The sequence below is a fragment of the Mycobacterium sp. NTMscope_Eco_3 genome, assembly GCF_976985685.1.
Window position 1 is genome coordinate 1,194,910 of the sequence record NZ_CDRJYZ010000001.1, and the last position, 20,446, is coordinate 1,215,355.

At 67.7% G+C, this 20,446-nt stretch carries 14 protein-coding genes and 1 tRNA gene; 12 read left to right on the top strand and 3 right to left on the bottom strand.

What is annotated here, in order from left to right; translation table 11 throughout:
• Nucleotides 1-8: 8 nt before the first annotated feature.
• Complete coding sequence (locus AC0KTM_RS05680; protein ID WP_225327070.1) at nt 9-779, bottom strand: enoyl-CoA hydratase; 771 nt, start codon at nt 777-779, stop codon at nt 9-11.
• Between the two features lie 449 nt (nt 780-1,228).
• Nucleotides 1,229-1,639: a hypothetical protein gene (locus AC0KTM_RS05685; protein ID WP_225327071.1), complete on the bottom strand. Its 411-nt coding sequence runs from the start codon at nt 1,637-1,639 to the stop codon at nt 1,229-1,231.
• Nucleotides 1,640-2,038: 399 nt separating this feature from the next.
• Here AC0KTM_RS05685 and AC0KTM_RS05690 point away from each other — a divergent pair, with 399 nt between their 5' ends.
• Entirely contained in the window at nt 2,039-2,275 is a 237-nt protein-coding gene (locus AC0KTM_RS05690; RefSeq protein ID WP_225327072.1) for a hypothetical protein, read from the top strand.
• Between the two features lie 165 nt (nt 2,276-2,440).
• A complete protein-coding gene (locus tag AC0KTM_RS05695) occupies nt 2,441-2,566 on the top strand; it encodes a hypothetical protein (RefSeq protein WP_255641443.1) in 126 nt (41 codons plus the stop codon).
• 93 nt (nt 2,567-2,659) lie between these two features.
• On the opposite strand, the gene AC0KTM_RS05700 is transcribed toward AC0KTM_RS05695, so the two are convergent.
• A tRNA-Arg gene (locus AC0KTM_RS05700) sits at nt 2,660-2,733 on the bottom strand.
• Between the two features lie 186 nt (nt 2,734-2,919).
• On the opposite strand from AC0KTM_RS05700, the gene lipQ reads away from it, so the two are divergent.
• From lipQ to AC0KTM_RS05750, 10 genes are all read left to right on the top strand, one after another.
• Nucleotides 2,920-4,167 carry an esterase LipQ gene (gene lipQ / locus AC0KTM_RS05705; RefSeq protein ID WP_238957503.1) on the top strand — a complete coding sequence of 416 codons (1,248 nt, stop codon included), beginning with the start codon at nt 2,920-2,922 and terminating at the stop codon, nt 4,165-4,167.
• A gap of 149 nt (nt 4,168-4,316) precedes the next feature.
• Nucleotides 4,317-5,786: a WS/DGAT/MGAT family O-acyltransferase gene (locus tag AC0KTM_RS05710; RefSeq protein ID WP_238957504.1), complete on the top strand. Its 1,470-nt coding sequence runs from the start codon at nt 4,317-4,319 to the stop codon at nt 5,784-5,786.
• A complete protein-coding gene (locus AC0KTM_RS05715; protein WP_238957505.1) occupies nt 5,783-7,528 on the top strand; it encodes an HAD-IB family hydrolase/lysophospholipid acyltransferase family protein in 1,746 nt (581 codons plus the stop codon). Before AC0KTM_RS05710 ends, AC0KTM_RS05715 begins: the two co-directional genes overlap by 4 nt.
• Complete coding sequence (locus AC0KTM_RS05720) at nt 7,525-9,879, top strand: glycerol-3-phosphate 1-O-acyltransferase (protein ID WP_238957506.1); 2,355 nt, start codon at nt 7,525-7,527, stop codon at nt 9,877-9,879. Before AC0KTM_RS05715 ends, AC0KTM_RS05720 begins: the two co-directional genes overlap by 4 nt.
• A gap of 28 nt (nt 9,880-9,907) precedes the next feature.
• A complete protein-coding gene (locus AC0KTM_RS05725; RefSeq protein WP_238957507.1) occupies nt 9,908-11,983 on the top strand; it encodes a bifunctional copper resistance protein CopD/cytochrome c oxidase assembly protein in 2,076 nt (691 codons plus the stop codon).
• Nucleotides 11,984-12,166: 183 nt separating this feature from the next.
• A complete protein-coding gene (locus AC0KTM_RS05730; protein ID WP_472415150.1) occupies nt 12,167-12,649 on the top strand; it encodes a single-stranded DNA-binding protein in 483 nt (160 codons plus the stop codon).
• 77 nt (nt 12,650-12,726) lie between these two features.
• A complete protein-coding gene (gene ettA / locus AC0KTM_RS05735) occupies nt 12,727-14,403 on the top strand; it encodes an energy-dependent translational throttle protein EttA (protein ID WP_225327079.1) in 1,677 nt (558 codons plus the stop codon).
• 78 nt (nt 14,404-14,481) lie between these two features.
• The gene (locus tag AC0KTM_RS05740; RefSeq protein ID WP_472415152.1) at nt 14,482-19,326 is read left to right on the top strand and encodes an NAD-glutamate dehydrogenase; all 4,845 of its coding nucleotides are present in this window, start codon (nt 14,482-14,484) and stop codon (nt 19,324-19,326) included.
• Nucleotides 19,323-19,736: an acyl-CoA thioesterase gene (locus AC0KTM_RS05745; RefSeq protein ID WP_238957510.1), complete on the top strand. Its 414-nt coding sequence runs from the start codon at nt 19,323-19,325 to the stop codon at nt 19,734-19,736. The genes AC0KTM_RS05740 and AC0KTM_RS05745 overlap by 4 nt, the downstream gene beginning before the upstream one ends.
• Nucleotides 19,724-20,395 (top strand): DUF8010 domain-containing protein, encoded by a 672-nt coding sequence (locus AC0KTM_RS05750; RefSeq protein WP_238957511.1) that lies wholly within the window; start codon nt 19,724-19,726, stop codon nt 20,393-20,395. The genes AC0KTM_RS05745 and AC0KTM_RS05750 overlap by 13 nt, the downstream gene beginning before the upstream one ends.
• The last annotated feature ends 51 nt before the right edge of the window (nt 20,396-20,446 follow it).

Here is a 20,446-nt window from a genome sequence, read left to right on the forward strand (position 1 = left end):
GCCCCAACCTACTTGCGTTGCGCCGCGGCGAGCCGCTGCGCGAATTCTGGTGACTGGATCGAGTGGACCTGCGGCCCAAGCTCGGCGCGCATGGCCTGCTGGTGTTGCTCGTGGTCCAGCGACCCCGGACTGACGGTGGCGCGCATGGTCTCCTTGGTCGCCAGCACCACCTCGCGCGGCGCCGCCGCCGGCCCGGCAGCCAGTTCCAGCGCGGCGGCCACCGGATCGTCGGCGACACTGAGCGCCAAGCCATGCCGCACGGCGGCGTCGGCGTCGAAGCGCATGCCGAACAGCAACGCCGCGCGGGCGGCCTGTGGGCCCACCGCGCGCTGCAGCATCCAGGTCGCGCCCCCGCCCGGGTGAAGCCCCAGCTTCTGGAATCGCGCATCGAACAGGGCGGCGGGTCCGGCGATGCGCACGTCGGCCGCCAGGGCCAGATTCAGGCCTGCCCCGACGGCCGCGCCGTTGACGGCGGCGATGGTGGGGAGTCGGCAACTGCCGATGGCCATAAAGCCGTCGTAAAGCTGCTGCAGGCCGGTCTCGGCCGCTCCGCCGCCCGCGGCCCCCAGGGCACTGAGGTCTGCGCCCGCGCAGAACGCCTTGCCGGCCCCGGTGACCACCACGGCGTGCACGTCGGGATCGGCTTCGACCCGTTCGACGGCCGCGCGCAGCAGCCCCGACATCTCGGCGGTCACCGCGTTGCGGCGGTCGGGATCGTTGACGGTGATGAGCGCGACGCGGTTGTCAACGTCGAGCAAGACCAGATCGGACTGGGCCATATCGGGCACCTCCGGCTTGGGGTTTGGGTTGCGGCCGGGCCTGACCCACCGGTTCGTCCGGCGGCGGCGTGACGGGCGAGGTAAGGGTACTGCGCGCCCGGCTGGGTGGGATCGCCGGTGTGAACGCGATTAGCACGGTGCGCAGGAATGGGTCGTCAAGGAAACAACGGCCACCGCTCTTATTGGACATCTCCCCGGCCGAACGCCATTCACGGCTCACCTCAGTATCTGCGGCCCGAAGTGGCGCAAACCCGCCAATCTTTGCGGGTGCACGAGGGATTCGGAATCTACAACTAATGCTGTGTTTATGAAGCCATTATCTGCAACTTTGGGACTCTTCGTCTGCTCCCCGGAAAGACCAGCGCAAACGCATAACCTGCCAGCTTTGGGGCAGGCGGGGATTGCGGCCGACACCGGTTCGCCCGGCATCCGCGGAGACTTGCGACAAACTAGGACTCGGGTTTCGCCAACTTCTTAGCTAGCTCATCGAGTTCGGCCTGACGCTCACGCACCGCACACGCCCGCCGATCCCGGCCCGCCCCCTGCAGGGCGGGCCTCGGCAAGGCATTGCTACGCAACTTGATGTTGGCGTAATGGATTGCGGCATCGATCATTTCGATATAGCGCTCCGCGTCATGCTCCGAGCAGGACCCCTCGATCCGCTGGACTTCGTCCCAGCAAGGATAGGACGAGTACCGGGCATCAAGTTGTTGCTGCGAAACCTGAGATCCGAAGTAACATCGCCAATCTCGGCTCAGCCAACCCCTCGTCTTCACTTCGACTTTGATTCGACTACCCACGCCGGCTATGAACCTCGGCTCCCCGACGCGGACTACCGGCTGCCAGTCATTCGACGCCATATATCGCCAACCCCTCGAAGAGAAGACGCCCTAACTAATGATCTCCCCGAGGGCGTCAACTGCTCGTCGTGACACGCTGTTCCAAGAATACTGAATCCTCGAACTTTGGATAGTCACTTTGACTAAGCCCGGGCACCCGACGTATGCGGGCCGGCCCGAATAGCCATTACCGCCGGTCCTATCCGGCGCCTGGTAAGCCGCGATTTCATCTGCGAATAACGCCGTGACCTGCATCACTACGCCATTCTGGGCGGGCCGCCGGGACGCGCCGTCCCGTCGGCCGCAGCGGGAGGAGCGGGACTGCGGCCAAGGATTCATTGAGATTCCGCCAAGGCCGACTTCGCACGCTCATCTCAGCTCGCGAGAGCGCCCATTCGGCATCGACGCTAGGAGCGACCCATGCGGACCGCGGCGGACAAGAGGACGAACGATCGGCGGCTCGGATGCCTGCGCCTGTTCCTGGTCGCTGCCGCCACGGCCGGGCTGGTCGGTCTCGGCATCGGCGTTGCTTACCTCAATCGACCGGCGGTCGGACGGCCGTGTTCGGTGCCGAACGCGACCGGCGGCACCATGTCGTGCACTCCGGCGCTGAACGGAAATCGAGAAGCGGTCTGGCGGTATGTTGCGGAGCGCTGACGCCACAACGGCAAGTGGCGTAACAGATTTCGCTCACGATTCCCTCGACGTCCGCCTGGGCAAGGACGAAGGAGCGCCGCCAGCCTCGCGGATCCTGGAAAATTTTGTGCCTATTTCTGCGGACACCGCCGTGGGGGATCCCGGCCGGGCGTACGCTCTCCGGTTATGACCAGGGGGAAGAAGGTCTTGCTTTCGCTGCTGCTCGCGTTCGCCGTCTCAACGACGTCGGTGAGCTGCATACCTATTGACATACCCACCTGCCCGGCCGGCGGCGGCCCGGTCGGCTGCTGATCGCCAGCGCTGCAGGAATGGGAGCGGCCCGGACGTCGGGCGCTGATGTCATGGCGGGATTCCTGCGCGCCCGCACACCTTGCCTCACAACTGTGCCCCCGGCAGGATTCGAACCTGCGACCTAGGGATTAGAAGGCCCTTGCTCTATCCACCTGAGCTACGGAGGCAATGCGCAGGTCAGTCTATCCAACCGCCCCCGCCGGCCCGATTCCCCGCCGCCACGCGCGCGAAAAGCCTTCCCCCGCCGCGTTTATCGGTTATCGTGATGGGCCTCGACACACGTACAACATCGGCCGGCCATCGGCCGTTAACCGCAACGAGGCGTGTGCCTGACGTCGAGGGGTGACGTAGTCATGAGCGTGGCCAGTAACCTGACTTCGCGCTATTCCTGGGCTAATGCCCAGGCATCACGCCTGGCGGCCGAGGCCAGGGGCGCCTATCAGACCGGCGCCCTGTTGCTACGGGGAGGCCCGTTCGCGCTGGGCTGTTTCGCCGGCTGGCTTTTCACGGAGTTTCCCCCGCACGTCGTCACCGGTCACGCGCTGTCGCGGGTCGCGCACCCGTCGATCGGCCGCGTCGGCAAGACGCTGGCCGCCCAGCGGGCGGATCAGACCCTCACCACCGCGCTCGAGGAATCCTTCGGGCCCGACTTCCGTGACCAGGTATGTCACCCGACCGCGGTGGGGGCGGTGTGCGCCCCGCGCGGTGGCCTGTTGGGCAGGCCCGGCCCGCACCGCCGGTATGCGGCACAGACTTCCGACATCTCCTACGGCCCCCGCGGCCGCGACAACCTGCTCGACATCTGGCGGCGCGACGACCTGGCGCCCGGGTGCCGGGCACCGGTCCTGATCCAGGTGCCCGGCGGGGCGTGGGCGCTGAACGGCAGGCGCCCGCAGGCCTACACGCTGATGAGCCGCATGGTCCAACTCGGCTGGATCTGCGTGTCGATCGACTACAGCAAGAGCCCGCGCAGTGCTTTCCCCGCGCATCTCATCGACGTCAAGCGGGCGATCGCGTGGGTCCGGGAGAACATCGCCGACTACGGCGGGGACCCGGACTTCATCGCGATCACGGGCGGGTCGGCGGGCGGGCACCTGGCCTCCCTGGCAGCGCTCACCCCGAACGATCCCGACTTTCAGCCCGGTTTCGAGGGCGCCGACACCACCGTCCAGGCCGTCGCCCCCTATTACGGTGTCTACGATTTCACCGACTTCGAGAACATGCACGAACTGATGCTGCCGTTCCTGGAGCAGTTCGTGGTGAAGGCCCGTTACGCCGACGAGCCGGAACGGTTCACCGCGGCCTCACCGATTTCCTATGTGCACCCCGACGCGCCGCCGTTCTTCGTGCTGCACGGCGAGAAAGACGAACTGGTTCCCAGCGGCCAGGCCCGCGCGTTCTGCGCGGCGCTGCGCGCGGCCGGCGCCCCCACGGTGGCCCACGCCGAACTGGCCAACGCGCATCACGCTTTCGACATCACCCCGACGGTTCGGTCGCGGCTGGCCGCCGACGCCGTCGCCGATTTCCTGGGTGTCGTCTACGGGCGGCGTGTCAGCTCCGTCCTGGATTCGCTGCCGCTGTCGGCCACTTCCGCCAGTTGAGGGCCAGGTGAGCGCGGGGTCATAAGTCCTCGCCGCTGCTTTCACCAGCGGGGTAACCCGACTAGCGTTGTGGTGACCATCAGGGTTCGCGGGTGCAAGGCGGGAGGCGTGATCGACGGTGACAAGGTTGGTTCGTCGAGTTGATGGCCATGACTGAGTCCGTCGAGGCGATCAAATTGTCCGACGAGCTTGGGCCGGTCGACTACCTCATGCATCGGGGCGAAGCGAATCCTCGCACCCGGTCGGGGATCATGGCGCTGGAGCTGTTGGACACCACCCCGGACTGGCAGCAGTTCCGGGCCCGCTTCGAAAACGCCTCCCGACGGGTGCTGCGCCTCCGGCAAAAGGTGGTCGTGCCGACCTTGCCGACGGCGGCGCCGCGCTGGGTAGTCGATCCCGATTTCAACCTGGATTTCCATGTGCGCCGGGTGCGCGTGTCCGAACCCGGCACGCTGCGTGACGTGTTCGACCTCGCCGAGGTCACCCTGCAGTCACCGATGGACATCTCCCGGCCGCTGTGGACGGCCACCTTGGTCGAGGGCTTGGCCGACGGGAAGGCGGCAACCCTGCTGCATGTCAGCCACGCCGTCACCGACGGTGTCGGCGGGGTCCAGATGTTCGCCGAAATCTATGACCTCGAGCGCGACCCGCCCGCCAAGCCGACGCTGCCGCTGCCCATCCCGCAGGACCTGACGTCGAATGACCTGATGCGCCAAGGCATTAACCACCTGCCGCTCGCCGTGGTCGGCGGCGTCCTGGCCGCGCTGTCCGGGGCGGTGTCGGCGGCCGGGCGAGTGGTGCTGGAACCGACGGCCACCGTCTCGGGAATCGTCGGGTACGCCATGTCGGGCATGCGGGTGCTCAACCGGGCCGCCGAGCCGTCGCCGCTGCTGCGCCGCCGCAGCCTGACCACCCGCAGCGAAGCGATCGACATCCCGCTGTCCGACCTGCACAAGGCCGCCAAAGCCGGCGGCGGATCGATCAACGACGCCTATCTCGCCGGGTTGTGCGGAGCCTTGCGCCGCTACCACGAGGCGTTCGGCGTGCCGATCAGCACGCTGCCGATGGCGGTGCCGGTCAACCTTCGGGCCGAAGCGGACAACGCCGGCGGCAACCGGTTCACCGGTGTCAACCTGGCCGCGCCGATCGGCACCGTCGACCCGGTCTCCCGGATGAAGAAGATCCGCGCGCAGATGACCCAGCGTCGCGACGAGCCCGCGATGAACATCATCGGTTCTTTTGCCCCGGTGCTCAGCGTCTTGCCCACAGCCGTGCTGGAAGGACTCACCGGCTCGGTGATCGGCTCGGACGTGCAGGCCAGCAATCTCCCGGTCTTTCCGGGAGACACCTACCTCGCTGGCGCAAAAGTCTTGCGGCAGTACGGTATCGGACCGCTGCCGGGCGTGGCGATGATGGTGGTGCTGATCTCGCGTGGCGGGTGGTGCACCATCACCGTGCGCTACGACAGGGCCTCGGTGCGCAACGACGCGCTGTTCGCCCAGTGCCTGCTCGACGGCTTCGACGAAATCCTGGCGCTGGCCGGTGATCCTCCGACGCGCGCGGTACCCGCCTCGTTCACCGAGTCCGCCGTGTCGTCTCGATCGGCGTCGGGCTCATGAGCGCGTCCAAAGAACGGGCCGACGACACCCCAGAAAGCGGGGCGGACATGCGGCTGCCCGGCTCGGTGGCCGAGATCATGGCCAGCCCGGCCGGCGCGAAAATCGGTGCGTTCTTCGACCTGGACGGCACCCTGGTCGCCGGGTTCACCGCGGTCATCCTGACCCAGGAGCGGCTGCTGCGCCGTGACATGGGTGTGGGGGAGTTGCTCGGCATGGTGCAGGCCGGGCTGAGCCACACGCTGGGGCGCATCGAGTTCGAGGACCTCATCGGCAAGGCCGCCGCGGCGCTGGCGGGTCGGCTGCTCGACGACCTGGACGAGATCGGCGAGCGGTTGTTCGTCCAGCGCATCGAGTCGCGGATCTACCCGGAGATGCGCGAGCTGGTGCGCGCCCACATGGCCCGCGGCCACACCGTGGTGCTCAGCTCGTCGGCGCTGACCATTCAGGTCAATCCGGTCGCGCGGTTCCTCGGCATCCCCAACACGCTGACCAACAAATTCGAGACCACCGAAGACGGCATACTCACCGGTGGCGTTGAGAAGCCGATCCTGTGGGGCCCGGGCAAAGCCGCTGCGGTGCAACGCTTTGCCGCCGAGCACGACATCGATCTCAAGGACAGCTACTTCTACGCCGACGGTGACGAGGACGTCGCGCTGATGTATCTGGTCGGCAATCCGCGGCCGACGAATCCCGAAGGCAAGATGGCCGCGGTGGCCAAGCGCCGCGGCTGGCCGATCCTGCGGTTCAGCAGCCGCGGTCCGGTGGGTTTGCGGCGGCAGGTGCGCACGCTTGCCGGCCTCGGCTCGATCGTCCCAGTCGGGGCCGGCGCGGTGGCAATGGGTGTGCTGACCGGGAGCCGGCGCCGCGGCGCCAACTTCTTCACCTCCGTGTTCTCCCAAACGGTGCTCGCGACCACCGGAGTGCATCTCAATGTCGTCGGCAAAGAGAATCTGACCGCGCAACGTCCGGCCGTCTTTATCTACAACCACCGCAACCAGGTTGACCCGGTCATCGCCGGCGCGCTGGTGAACGACAACTGGGTGGCCGTAGCCAAGAAGGAACTGCAGAAGAACCCGATCATGGCCCTGCTCGGTAAGGCGTTGGACGGAGTGTTCATCGACCGCGACGATTCGGCCTCGGCGCTCGAGACGATGCGCACGGTCGAAGAGCGAGCCAAGAACGGCCTTTCCATTCTGATGGCTCCGGAGGGCACCCGGCTCGACACCACCGAGGTCGGCCCGTTCAAGAAGGGGCCGTTCCGACTCGCGATGGCCGCGGGCATCCCGATCGTCCCGATCGTGATCCGCAACGCCGAGCTCGTTGCCGCCAGGAACTCGGCCATCATCAATCCGGGCACCGTCGACGTCGCGGTCTTTCCTCCGATCTCGGTGCAGGACTGGACAGTTGACACGCTTACCGAGCGCATCGCCGAGGTCCGCCAGCTGTATTTGGACACGCTCGCCCACTGGCCCGTCGGCGAACTGCCCGAGGTCGACCTGTACGCCGAGAAGAAGGCGGCCACCAAAGCCCGCAGCCGGGCCACCAAAACCACCGCCAAGAAGGCCGCGGCGAAAAAGGCCCCAGCGAAGTCGGCGAGCAAGCCCCGCGCGAAAAAGGCTGCGCCCAAGGCGAATCCGAACGCATCCGAGGTTGCGCTCAAGGACGGTGAGGTACAACAGCCCGCCGCGGGCGGAACCGTCGGCGCCGAATCACCGGAATCGCCGCCCCGAGGGCATCCGTGACCGAACCGGCGGCAGATACCAGCGCCATCCTTGCCGGAACCGACTCGCTGGTCTTGGCGTCGATGGCCTCTCCGCTCGAGATGGAACTGGTCACGACGTGGCTGGACCAACAACGTGCCGGCCACCCGGGCGCGAAATTCGACCTGGTCCCACTTCCCGCGCTCGACGCGCCGCCGGAAGCGATGACATCCCTGGCCGAGCAGCTCGAGTCCGGAGAAGGCCGTTCGATCGTGCCGGTGCGGGTGTTCTGGCTGCCCCCGCCGGATCGCGGGCGGCTCGCGAGGCTGGCCGGGCTGCTGCCCGGCCGGGATCCCTACCACCCCAACCAGCGCCTGCAAACACAGATCCTGCGCAGCGCTCCCCAGCGGGCGCGGGTGGTGGCCGGCGAATCGGCCACCGTCTCCGAACTCCGCCGGCAGTGGCGTGACACCACCGTCGGCGACGACAAGAGCGACTTCGCCCAATTCGTGATCCGCCGCGCCATCTTGGCGATGGAGCGCGTCGAGTACCGAATCCTCGGGCCGCAGTACAAATCGCCGCGGCTGGTGAAGCCGGAGATCTTGGCGTCCAGCCGGTTTCGCGCCGGCCTGGCCAAGATCCCGGGCGCAACCGTCGACGAGGCCGGAAAGATGCTCGACGAACTCGCCACCGGGTGGAGCAGGGCGTCGGTCGACCTGGTCTCGGTGCTCGGCAGGATGATCAGCCGCGGGTTCGATCCCGAGATCGACTATGACGCGTACCAGGTTGCCGCGATGCGCACCGGTCTGGACGCCCACCCGGCGGTGCTGTTGTTTTCCCACCGTTCCTACATCGACGGCGCCGTGGTGCCGGTGGCCATGCAGGAGAACCGGTTACCGCCGGTGCACGTGTTCGCCGGCATCAACCTGTCGTTCGGCGCGATGGGCCCGCTGCTGCGGCGTTCCGGTGTCATCTTCATCCGCCGCAACATCGGCAACAACCAGCTCTACAAGTACGTGCTGCGCGAATACGTCGGCTACATCGTCGAAAAGCGGTTCAACCTGAGCTGGTCCATCGAGGGCACCCGTTCGCGCACCGGAAAGATGCTGCCGCCCAAGCTCGGTCTGCTGGCCTACGTCGCCGACGCTTACCTGGACGGTCGCAGCGAAGACATTCTGCTGCAACCGGTTTCGATCAGCTTCGATCAGCTGCACGAGACCGCCGAGTACGCCGCCTACGCCCGCGGCGGGGAGAAGACACCCGAGGGTGTCGGCTGGTTGTACAACTTCATCAGGGCGCAGGGCGAACGCAACTACGGCAAGATCTACGTCCGGTTCCCCGAAGCCGTGTCGATGCGCCAGTACCTCGGCGCCCCGCACGGCCCGCTGTCGCAGGACCCGGATGCCAAACGGCTTGCGCTGCAGAAGATGTCGTTCGAAGTCGCGTGGCGGATACTGCAGGCCACACCGGTGACGGCGACGGGTCTGGTGTGCGCCCTGCTGCTGACCACGCGCGGCGCGGCGTTGACGTTGGACCAGCTGCACCACACGCTGCAGGACTCGCTGGACTATCTGGAACGCAAACAGAATCCGATGTCGACCAGCGCATTGCGGCTGCGCTCGCACGACGGCGTCCGTGCGGCCGTCGACGCGCTCTCCAACGGGCACCCCATCACCCGGGTCGACGGCGGCCGGGAGCCGGTGTGGCACATCGCGTCCGAAGAGCAGCACGCCGCGGCGTTCTACCGCAACTCCGTGATCCACGCCTTCCTGGAGACCTCGATCGTCGAGCTCGCGCTCGCACACGCCAGGCACGCCGAGGGCGACCGCATGGCGGCGTTCTGGGCGCAGGCGATGCGGTTGCGCGATCTGCTGAAGTTCGACTTCTATTTCGCGGACTCGGCGACCTTCCGGGACCACATCGCCGAAGAGATGGCGTGGCACGACAATTGGGAAGACCACGTCGCCGCCGGCGGCGAGGAGATCGAAGGGCTGCTGTTCGCCAAGCGTCCGCTGATGGCCGACGCGATGTTGCGGGTGTTCTTCGAGGCCTACGAGATCGTCGCCGACGTGCTGCGCGACGCCCCGGCGGACATCGGGCACCGGGAACTGACCGACTTGGCGCTGGGCGTCGGGCGGCAATACGTGGCGCAGACCCGGATCCGCAGCAGCGAATCGGTGTCGACGCTGCTGTTCGCCACCGCGCGCCAGGTCGTCGACGATCAGGACCTGATCGCCGCCGCCCCGGACCTGGCCGAAAGACGAGTGGCCTTCCTGCACGAACTGCGCGACATCCTGCGGGACTCCAACTACGTCGGACGGATCGCGCGGGATCAGTTCGTGGCCCGCGAGTTCAAGGCGCGTCAGGACCGGCTGGACAGCCAAACTCTGTAGCCGGCCCGCCCGCCCATACCCTGGGTGCATGACCGTCGCCCCGCCGGCCGGCAACGCCCCGACCGCGGCCTCATCCCAGCGCCGCGCGTTGGTGTGGCCGGTGCTGGGCGGCGTGGCTGTGCTGGCGGGCTGCACGGCCGCCGGCATCGGGACGCTCTCGCTGGCAAGCGTGTTGACCGCGACGGGTCTGCCCGACCCGGGTCCGGTGACCACCTTGGGGTTGCCGTTCGTTCGGGCGGCAGGGGAGATCGGCGCGGTGCTCGCGGTCGGGTCGTTTCTGTTCGCCGCCTTCCTGGTGCCGCCGCAACGCAGCGGCGTCCTCGACGCCGACGGCTACCGAGCGCTTCGACTGGGGACGGTGGCGTCGGGTGTGTGGGCGGTGTGTGCCGCGCTGCTGGTCCCGCTGACCATCTCCGACGTGTCCGGTCACGCGGTCGTCGACATCAGCCCGGCGCGGATCTGGTCGTTGGCGGGTCTGATCGCCACCGCCTCGGCCTGGCGCTGGACCGCAATCCTGGCCGCCGCGATCACGGTGGCGAGCCTGCCGGTGCTGCGCTGGTCCTGGACCCCGGTGTTGCTCGCCGCGTCGGTGCTGACGCTGATCCCGCTCGGCCTGACCGGGCATTCGTCGGCCGGCGGTTCGCACGACCTGGCCACCAACGGCCTGCTGATCCACCTGGTCGCCGCCAGCCTGTGGGCCGGCGGCCTGCTCGCCCTGCTCGCCCACGCCCTGCGCGGCGGCGCTCACACGGGCCTGGCGGCGCGGCGCTTCTCGTCGATCGCGCTGTGGTGTTGGGTGGCGATGGCCTTGAGCGGACTGGTCAACGCCCTGGTGCGCGTCCAGCCGGGCGACCTGCTCACCACCGATTATGGGCGCCTGGTGGTCGCCAAGTTCGTCGCGCTGTGCCTGTTGGGCGGCGTCGGCTGGCGCCAGCGGCGCGTGAGTGTGGCTGGGCTGCAGGCAGATCCGGGCCCGCCGCGGGCACGCGCCGCGCTGGCGAGGCTGGCGCTGATCGAGGCGGCGCTGTTCGGCCTCACGTTCGGTATTGCCGTCGGGCTGAGCCGCACCGCGCCGCCGCCCCCGCCGGCCCGGCTGCCCTCGGTTGCCGAAGCCGAGATCGGCTACGACTTCGACGGGCCCCCGACCGTGGCGCGCATTCTTTTCCATTGGCGCTTCGACCTGATCTTCGGCACCACGGCCATCGTCTTGGCGGCGCTGTATGTGGCGGGGCTGGTGCGGCTGCGCCGGCGCGGCGACAAGTGGCCGCCGGGCCGGAGCTCTTCCTGGCTGCTCGGCTGCCTGGCGTTGCTGTTCGTGACGTCGTCGGGTGTCGGCCGCTACATGCCGGCGATGTTCAGCATGCACATGGTGGTCCACATGTGCCTGTCGATGCTGGTGCCGATCCTGTTGGCGCTGGGGGCTCCGGTCACCCTGGCGTTGCGGGCGCTGCCCGCGGCCGGGCGGGACGATCCGCCGGGCATGCGGGAGTGGCTGTTGGCCGCGCTGCACAGCCGCTTCTCGCGGTTCCTCACCCACCCGGTGGTGGCCACCGTGCTGTTCGTCGCCGGGTTCTACGGGCTGTATCTGTCCGACCTTTTCGACATCACCGCGAGCAGTCACGCCGGGCACTTGGCGATGAACCTGCACTTCCTGTTGAGCGGCTACCTGTTCTATTGGGTGGTGATCGGCGTGGACCCGACGCCGCGACCGATCCCGCCGCTGGCCAAGGTGGCTGTGGTGTTCGCCTCGTTGCCGCTGCACGCGTTCTTCGGGGTGGTGCTGATGGGCACCAAGAAGGTGCTCGGCGCCGACTACTACCGCTCACTGGGTCTGAGCTGGCACACCGATCTGCTGGGTGACCAGCGGCTGGGCGGCGGTATCGCCTGGTCGGCGGGCGAATTCCCGCTGGTGATCGTGATGCTGGCGCTGCTGGTGCAGTGGGCACGCAGCGACCGTCGCACCGCCAAACGATTGGACCGCGCCGCCGACCGCGACGATGACGCCGAGCTGGCGGCCTACAACGCGATGCTGAGCCGGCTGGCGCAGCGCGAGCGGTCGGGACCGGCGCGTGACAAGCCGCGCGAGGAGTCCGCAACCGACTAGGTGTGGTACCGCTCAGCCTGGTCCGCATGCCCGCTTTCGCATCATGCGGGCGGATCGATCCACAGTCCCGGTTCCTTCCACAGGGCCGGTGGGCCGGCGCCCGTCGCGCCGCCGACCCGTCGGTACCGCCGCGCTTACTGGTGGCCATCGAGTCATAGCAAGCAATCGAGAAGGGATCAGCCAATGTTCGAAACACCGCTTACCGTCGTGGGCCATATCGTCAACAACCCGGAGCGTCGGCAGGTCGGCACCCAGGAGGTCATCAAGTTCCGCGTCGCCAGCAATTCGCGCCGGCGCACGGCTGACGGCGGCTGGGAGGCCGGCAACTCGCTGTTCATCAACGTCAATTGCTGGGGCAAGTTGGTCACCGGCGTGGGGGCCGCGTTGGGCAAGGGCGCACCGGTGATCGTGGTGGGCCACGTCTACACCAGCGAGTACGAGGACCGCGACGGCAACCGCCGCTCGTCACTGGAGATGCGGGCGACCTCCGTCGGGCCGGACGTGTCCCGCGCGATCGTGCGCATCGAGCGGCCGGGCTACACCGGTCCGACTCCCGCCGACGCCAACGCAACGCCGGCGGATGCGGCCGACACCGCGGGTGAGGGCGCCGGTGCCGACGGTGGCGACGAGTCCGACGACGCAGCACCGCTGTCGCTGTCGGCTTAGCTGCGGGCCCGGGCCCGCCGGGCGATGCCTAGGATGGTCCGCGAGATCACTCGCAACCAGAAAGGCACAACCGCGGCATGGCTGAGTTCATCTACACGATGAAAAAGGTCCGCAAGGCGCACGGCGACAAGGTGATCCTGGACGACGTCACGTTGAGCTTCTATCCAGGCGCCAAGATCGGTGTCGTTGGGCCCAACGGCGCCGGCAAGTCGAGCGTCTTGCGGATCATGGCGGGCCTGGACAAGCCGAACAACGGTGACGCCTTCTTGGCCAACGACGCGACCGTCGGCATCCTGCTGCAGGAGCCGCCGCTGAACGAGGAGAAGACCGTTCGCGGCAACGTCGAAGAGGGCCTGGGCGAGATCAAGGTCAAGCTCGACCGCTTCAACGAGGTCGCCGAATTGATGGCCACCGACTACTCCGATGAGTTGATGGAGGAGATGGGCCGGCTGCAGGAGGAGCTCGACCACGCCGACGCGTGGGACCTCGATTCGCAGCTGGAGCAGGCCATGGACGCGCTGCGCTGCCCGCCGCCCGACGAGCCGGTGACCAAGCTGTCCGGTGGTGAGCGCCGCCGGGTCGCGCTGTGCAAGCTGCTCCTGTCCAAGCCCGACCTGCTGCTCCTCGACGAGCCCACCAACCACCTGGACGCCGAGAGCGTGCAGTGGCTCGAGCAGCACCTCGCCTCGTATGCGGGCGCGATCCTGGCGGTCACGCACGACCGGTACTTCCTGGACAACGTCGCCGAATGGATCCTGGAACTGGACCGCGGCCGCGCCTACCCCTACGAGGGCAACTACTCCACGTACCTGGAGAAGAAGGCCGAACGGCTGGCGGTGCAGGGGCGCAAGGACGCCAAGCTGCAGAAGCGGTTGACCGAGGAGTTGGCCTGGGTGCGCTCCGGGGCCAAGGCGCGCCAGGCCAAGAGCAAGGCGCGGCTGCAGCGCTACGAGGAGATGGCCGCCGAGGCCGAGAAGACGCGCAAGCTCGACTTCGAGGAGATCCAGATCCCGGTCGGTCCGCGGCTGGGCAACGTGGTGGTCGAGGTCGACCATCTCGACAAGGGCTACGGCGGTCGCACCCTCATCAAGGACCTGTCGTTCACCCTGCCGCGCAACGGCATCGTCGGGGTCATCGGCCCCAACGGTGTCGGTAAGACGACGCTGTTCAAGACCATCGTCGGACTCGAGCAGCCGGACAGCGGCACGGTCAAGGTCGGCGAGACGGTCAAGCTGAGCTACGTCGACCAGACCCGCGCCGGCATCGATCCCAAAAAGAACGTCTGGGAAGTCGTCTCCGACGGCCTGGACCACATCGTCGTCGGCCAGACCGAGGTGCCGTCGCGCGCCTACGTCTCGGCGTTCGGGTTCAAGGGGCCAGACCAGCAGAAGCCGGCCGGTGTGCTCTCGGGCGGCGAGCGCAACAGGCTCAACCTCGCGCTGACGCTCAAGCAGGGCGGCAACCTCATCCTGCTCGACGAGCCCACCAACGACCTCGACGTCGAAACCCTGAGCTCCCTGGAGAACGCCCTCGAGCAATTTCCCGGCTGCGCGGTGGTGATTTCGCACGACCGTTGGTTCCTGGACCGCACCTGCACGCACATCCTGGCGTGGGAGGGTGACGACGACAACGAGGCCAAGTGGTTTTGGTTCGAGGGCAACTTCGGTGCATACGAGGAAAACAAGGTCGAACGGCTCGGCGCCGAGGCCGCCCGGCCGCACAGAGTGACCCACCGCAAGCTGACGCGCGACTAGTGTCGGCTCTGCCCCCCGCCGCGCGGGACCGGGGCGTTTGAGCGCATTGACAACCGTCGCCAGTTGGGAGCAGTCGGCATGACGATCGATCCCGGAGCCAAACAGGATCTCGAGCCATGGACGACCTTCACCCAGCAGCAGGACATTCCCAAGTGGATCTCGAAAGCCTATGTGGAGAGCTATCGCGGTCCGCATAACGACCAGTCGGGGGGCGCCGAGACCAGGCCCATCGACCTGACCGTCCCGGCGGCGATCGTCACCCCGGCCATGCTGAGCGCGCACTACCGGCTCGGCCAGCACCGTCCCGACGGCGAGAGCCGCGTCGCCGTCTACCCCGCGGAGGACCCCGCCGGGTTCGGGCCGGCGCTGCAGGTCGTCACCGACCACGGCGGCATGCTGATGGATTCGGTCACCGTGCTGCTGCACCGGCTCGGCGTTCCGTACACGGCGATCATGACGCCGGTGTTCGACGTGCGCCGCAACCCCGCCGGCGACCTGCTCAGCGTCGAAGCGAAGCCCGAGGGCGCCTCGCAATGCGCCGGCGAGGCGTGGATACACGTGCAGCTCCTGCCGTCCGTCGACAGCAAGGGACTCACCGAGGTCGAACGGCTGCTGCCCCGCGTTCTGGCCGATGTGCAACAGGTCGCCAGCGACGCGTCGGCGTTGATCGCCGCCCTGACCGATCTGGCCGCACAGGTCGAAGCCAACCCCGACGATCGCTTCTCGGCGCCGGACCGCGACGACGTCGCGGCGCTGCTGCGCTGGCTGGGCAACGGCAATTTCCTGCTGCTGGGCTACCAACGCTGCCACGTCCACGACGGGCGGGTCTCCGGCGACGGGACCCCCGGCCTCGGCGTGCTGCGCACCCGCACCGGCTCACGCCCCCGGCTGACCGACGACGACCGGCTGCTGGTCCTGGCGCAATCCGTGGTGGGCAGCTACCTGCGGTACGGCGCCTACCCGTACGCCATCGCGGTCCGCGAATACGCCGACGGCGGCGTGCTCGAGCACCGCTTCGTCGGGCTGTTCACGGTCGCCGCCATGAACGCCGACGTCCTGGAGATCCCCACGATCTCGCGGCGGGTCCGCGACGCGCTGGCGATGGCCGACAGCGACCCGATCCACCCCGGCCAGCTGCTGCTCGACGTGATCCAAACCGTTCCCCGCTCGGAACTGTTCACGCTGAGCGCCGAACGGTTGTTGGCGATGGCCAAAGCGGTGGTGGATCTCGGCCCGCAGCGCAACGCGTTGTTGTTCCTGCGCGCCGACAGCCTGCAGTACTTCGTTTCCTGCCTGGTGTATCTGCCCCGCGACCGCTACACCACGGCGGTGCGGCTGCAGATCGAAGACATCCTGGTCCACGAATTCGGCGGCACGCGACTGGAATTCACCGCGAGGGTCAGCGAATCACCGTGGGCGCTCATGCATTTCATGGTCCGCCTGCCCTCCGATGACCCCGGCGCCATCCACGTCGACGTCTCCGAGGACAACCGGATCCGCATCCAGGGGTTGCTGAGCGAGGCGGCGCGCACCTGGACCGACCGGATGATCGCCGCCGCCGCCGAAGGCTCCGTCGGGCACGCCGACGCGGAGTACTACGCCGACGCGTTTCCCGAGGTCTACAAGCAGGCCGTCACGCCGGCCGATGCCATCGAACAGATCGGGATCATCAAAGAGCTGCACGACGATTCGGTCAAGCTGGTGTTCCTGGAAGGCGAGGACGGATCCGCCCAGCTGACCTGGTTCCTGGGCGGGCGCACCGCCTCGCTGAGCCAGCTGCTGCCGATGCTGCAGAGCATGGGCGTGGTGGTGCTCGAGGAGCGGCCGTTCACCGTCACCCGGTCGGACGGGCTGCCGGTGTGGATCTATCAGTTCAAGATCTCCCCGCACCCGACCATCAGGTTGGCGTCGACGCAAGCCGAGCGCGACGCGATGGCCGAGCGATTCGCCGACGCCGTCACCGCGATCTGGCAGGGACGCCTCGAGATCGACCGCTTCAACGAACTGGTGATGCGCGCGGGGCTGCGATGGCAACAGGTCGTGCTCTTGCGCGCCTACGCAAAGTACTTGCGGCAGGCCAACTTCCCCTACAGCCAGTCCTACATCGAATCGGTGCTCAACGAACACCCCTCGACCGCGCGGTCGCTGGTCGCGCTCTTCGAGGCGTTGTTCGACCCCGACCCGTCGAGTGCCGCTACGGGTCGTGACGCGCAGGCGGCCGCCGCCGCGGTCGCGGCCGACATCGACGCGCTGGTGGGTCTGGACACCGACCGCATTCTGCGCGCCTTCGCGTCGCTGGTGCAGGCCACGCTGCGGACCAATTACTTTGTGACACGCGAGGGTTCGGCCCGGGTCCGCGACGTGCTGGCCATCAAGCTGGACGCCCAACTGGTCGACGAGCTGCCGCTGCCGCGGCCCAGGTACGAGATCTTCGTCTATTCACCGCGGGTCGAAGGCGTGCACCTGAGGTTCGGCCCGGTGGCCCGCGGCGGCCTGCGCTGGTCGGACCGTCGAGACGACTTCCGCACCGAAATCCTGGGTCTGGTCAAGGCGCAAGCGGTCAAGAACGCCGTCATCGTGCCGGTCGGGGCCAAGGGCGGGTTCGTCCTCAAGCGGCCGCCCCTGCCCACCGGGGACGCCGCCGCCGACCGGGACGCCACCCGCGCCGAGGGCGTCGCCTGCTATCAGCTGTTCATCTCCGGCCTGCTCGACGTCACCGACAACGTCGACCACGCGACCGGAAAGGTCAACCCGCCAACGGACGTCATCCGCCGCGACGGCGACGACGCCTACCTGGTGGTGGCCGCGGACAAGGGCACCGCCACGTTCTCCGACATCGCCAACGACGTCGCCAAGTCCTACGGCTTCTGGCTGGGCGACGCGTTCGCGTCCGGCGGGTCGGTCGGCTACGACCACAAGGCCATGGGCATCACCGCCAAGGGTGCGTGGGAGGCGGTCAAACGGCACTTCCGGGAGATGGACGTCGACACCCAGACCGAGGACTTCACCGTGGTCGGCATCGGCGACATGAGCGGCGACGTCTTCGGCAACGGCATGCTGCTGAGCAAGCACATCCGGCTGCTCGCCGCCTTCGACCACCGGCACATCTTCCTCGACCCGGACCCCGACACCGCGGCCTCGTGGGACGAACGCCAACGGATGTTCGACCTGCCGCGGTCCAGCTGGGACGACTACGACAAGGCGCTGATCAGCGAGGGCGGCGGGGTGTACAGCCGGGAGCACAAGTCCATTCCGGTCAGCCCCCAGGTCCGCGACGCGTTGGGCATCGGCGGTGAGGTCACCGAAATGACCCCGCCCAACCTGATTAAGGCGATCCTGCAGGCGCCGGTGGATCTGCTGTTCAACGGCGGGATCGGCACCTACATCAAGGCCGAGTCCGAATCGGATTCCGACGTCGGTGACCGCGCCAACGATCCGGTGCGCGTCAACGGTTCTGCGGTGCGCGCCAAGGTGATCGGCGAGGGCGGCAACCTCGGGGTGACGGCGTTGGGCCGCGTCGAATTCGATCTTGCCGGCGGCCGGATCAACACCGACGCGATGGACAACTCGGCCGGCGTGGACTGCTCCGACCACGAGGTCAACATCAAGATCTTGATCGACTCCCTGATCACCGCCGGCAAGGTCAAGCCGGAGGAACGCAAACCGCTGCTGGAGTCGATGACCGATGAGGTCGCCCAACTGGTGCTCACCGACAACGAGGACCAGAACGACCTGATCGGCACCAGCCGCGCGAACGCGGCCAGCCTGCTTCCGGTGCACGCCAGGCTGATCCAGTACCTGGTGGACGAGCGCGGCATCAACCGGGAGCTGGAAGCGCTGCCCTCGGAAAAGGAGATCCAGCGCCGGTCCGACGCCGGCATCGGGCTCACCTCACCGGAGATGTGCACCCTGATGGCGCACGTGAAGCTGGGGCTCAAAGAGGAGATGCTCGAAACCGAACTGACCGAACAGGACGTGTTCGCCTCCCGGTTACCCCTGTACTTTCCGAAACCGTTGCGGGAACGGTTCACTCCGGAGATCCGCACGCACCAGCTGCGCCGCGAGATCGTCACCACCATGCTGATCAACGACCTGGTGGACGCCGCCGGCATCAGCTACGCCTTCCGGATCGTCGAGGACGTCGGCGTCGGATCGGTCGACGCGGTGCGCACCTACGTCGCCACCGACGCCATCTTCGGCGTGGGGGAGATCTGGCGGCGCATCCGCGCGGCGAATCTGCCGGTCGTCCTGTCGGATCGGCTCACACTGGACACCCGGCGGCTGATCGACCGCGCCGGACGCTGGCTGCTCAACTACCGTCCGCAGCCCTTGGCGGTCGGCGCCGAGATCAACCGGTTCGCCGCCAAGGTGAAGGCGCTGACGCCGCGCATGTCGGAATGGCTGCGCGGTGACGACAAGGCCATCGTGGAGAAGGAAGCCGCGGAATTCGCCTCCCAGGGCGCACCCGAAGACCTGGCCTACACGGTCGCCGCCGGCCTCTACCACTTCAGCCTGCTCGACATCATCGATATCGGCGACATCAACGACATCGACGCCGCCGAGGTCGCGGACACCTATTTCGCCCTGATGGACCGGCTCGGCACCGACGGCCTGCTGACCGCGGTGTCCGAGCTGCCACGAAGGGACCGCTGGCATTCGTTGGCGCGCTTGGCAATCCGTGACGACATCTACGCCTCGCTGCGCTCGCTGTGCTTCGATGTGCTCGCCGTGGGGGAGCCCGACGAAAGCGGTGAAGAGAAGATCGCCGAGTGGGAACACCTGTCCGCCTCCAGGGTCGAGCGGGCCCGCCGGACACTGATCGAGATCCAGGAAAGCGGGGACAAGGATCTCGCGACGCTGTCCGTCGCCGCGCGACAAATCCGTCGCATGACCCGCACGAGCGGAAGAGGTTCATCGAGTTGAGCATCGGCTTCGTCGCGCCCGTGCTGGTGCGCTGGTCGGACATCGACATGTACCAGCACATCAACCACGCCACCATGGTCACGATCCTCGAAGAGGCGCGGGTCCAGTTCCTGCGCGAGGCATTCGAGGTGGACATCTTGACGATCGGGTTGCTCATCGCCGAGGTCAAGGTGATCTACAAGGGTCAGCTTCGGCTGGTCGATTCGCCGCTGCAGGTGACGATGTGGACCAAGCGGTTGCGGGCGGTCGACTTCACGCTGGGCTACGAAGTCCGTTCGGTCAGCGCGGATCCGGACTCGAAGCCCGCCGTCATCGCCGAGTCGCAACTGGCCGCCGTCCACATCGAGGAGGAGCGGCTGGTGCGGCTTTCGCCACAGCATCGGGAGTACCTGCAGCGGTGGATCAGGTAGCCGACCGCGGCCTGTGGCTGGGCGCGCAATCCAGGGCCGAGCACCGCAGGGACCTGGCCGCGTTCCTCGACCGCGCGCTGCGACTCGATGAGGCGGCGATCATCCGCTTGCGGACCCGATCCGAGGGGCTTCTGACCGCCTGGGTCGCAACGGGTTTCGACGTGCTGGCCAGCAGGGTGGTGGCAGGCGAGGTCCGGCCCGGGGATCTGTCCGTGGGCGCGGACGCGCTGGCGCGCGGCCTGTCCGCTATGGACGACTCCGGCTACGTCGATCCCGGCTTCGCGATGGACTCGGCGTGGCGGGGCGCGTTGCCGCCGGAATCCGGATTCACTCACATCGAGGACATCCCGGCCAGGGTGGTGCTCGGCCTGGCGCAAAGCGGCGCGCGACTTGCCAAGGAGCACAGCAGCTCTCACGGCCCGCCGGTTTCCCTGCTCGACCAGGAGGTCATTCAGGTGAGCGCCGCCGACGTCCACGTGGGGTTGCCGATGCGCTGCGTGTTCGCACTGACCGCGATGGGCTTCCTGCCGCAGTCACCCGATGCGGTCGACGCCGAAGAGCTGATCCGGGTCCGCATCACGCCGACGTGGCTGCGTGTGGACGCGAGGTTCGGTTCGGTGTATCGCCGCCGCGGCGATCCCGCGCTGCTACTGGGCTGAGTTCAAGGCCCGCCGGGGAGACGAACGAAATCAGCCAGAGTTTAAAGCGGC

What these genes read in the sequence shown, in the direction of transcription:
- AC0KTM_RS05690 (WP_225327072.1), top strand. Translation starts at nt 2,039, where the DNA reads ATGCGGACCGCGGCGGACAAGAGGACGAACGATCGGCGGCTCGGATGC.
- ettA (WP_225327079.1), top strand. Translation starts at nt 12,727, where the DNA reads ATGGCTGAGTTCATCTACACGATGAAAAAGGTCCGCAAGGCGCACGGC.
- AC0KTM_RS05680 (WP_225327070.1), bottom strand. Translation starts at nt 779, where the DNA reads ATGGCCCAGTCCGATCTGGTCTTGCTCGACGTTGACAACCGCGTCGCG.
- AC0KTM_RS05725 (WP_238957507.1), top strand. Translation starts at nt 9,908, where the DNA reads ATGACCGTCGCCCCGCCGGCCGGCAACGCCCCGACCGCGGCCTCATCC.
- AC0KTM_RS05710 (WP_238957504.1), top strand. Translation starts at nt 4,317, where the DNA reads ATGACTGAGTCCGTCGAGGCGATCAAATTGTCCGACGAGCTTGGGCCG.
- AC0KTM_RS05730 (WP_472415150.1), top strand. Translation starts at nt 12,167, where the DNA reads ATGTTCGAAACACCGCTTACCGTCGTGGGCCATATCGTCAACAACCCG.
- AC0KTM_RS05695 (WP_255641443.1), top strand. Translation starts at nt 2,441, where the DNA reads ATGACCAGGGGGAAGAAGGTCTTGCTTTCGCTGCTGCTCGCGTTCGCC.
- AC0KTM_RS05715 (WP_238957505.1), top strand. Translation starts at nt 5,783, where the DNA reads ATGAGCGCGTCCAAAGAACGGGCCGACGACACCCCAGAAAGCGGGGCG.
- AC0KTM_RS05740 (WP_472415152.1), top strand. Translation starts at nt 14,482, where the DNA reads ATGACGATCGATCCCGGAGCCAAACAGGATCTCGAGCCATGGACGACC.
- AC0KTM_RS05685 (WP_225327071.1), bottom strand. Translation starts at nt 1,639, where the DNA reads ATGGCGTCGAATGACTGGCAGCCGGTAGTCCGCGTCGGGGAGCCGAGG.
- lipQ (WP_238957503.1), top strand. Translation starts at nt 2,920, where the DNA reads ATGAGCGTGGCCAGTAACCTGACTTCGCGCTATTCCTGGGCTAATGCC.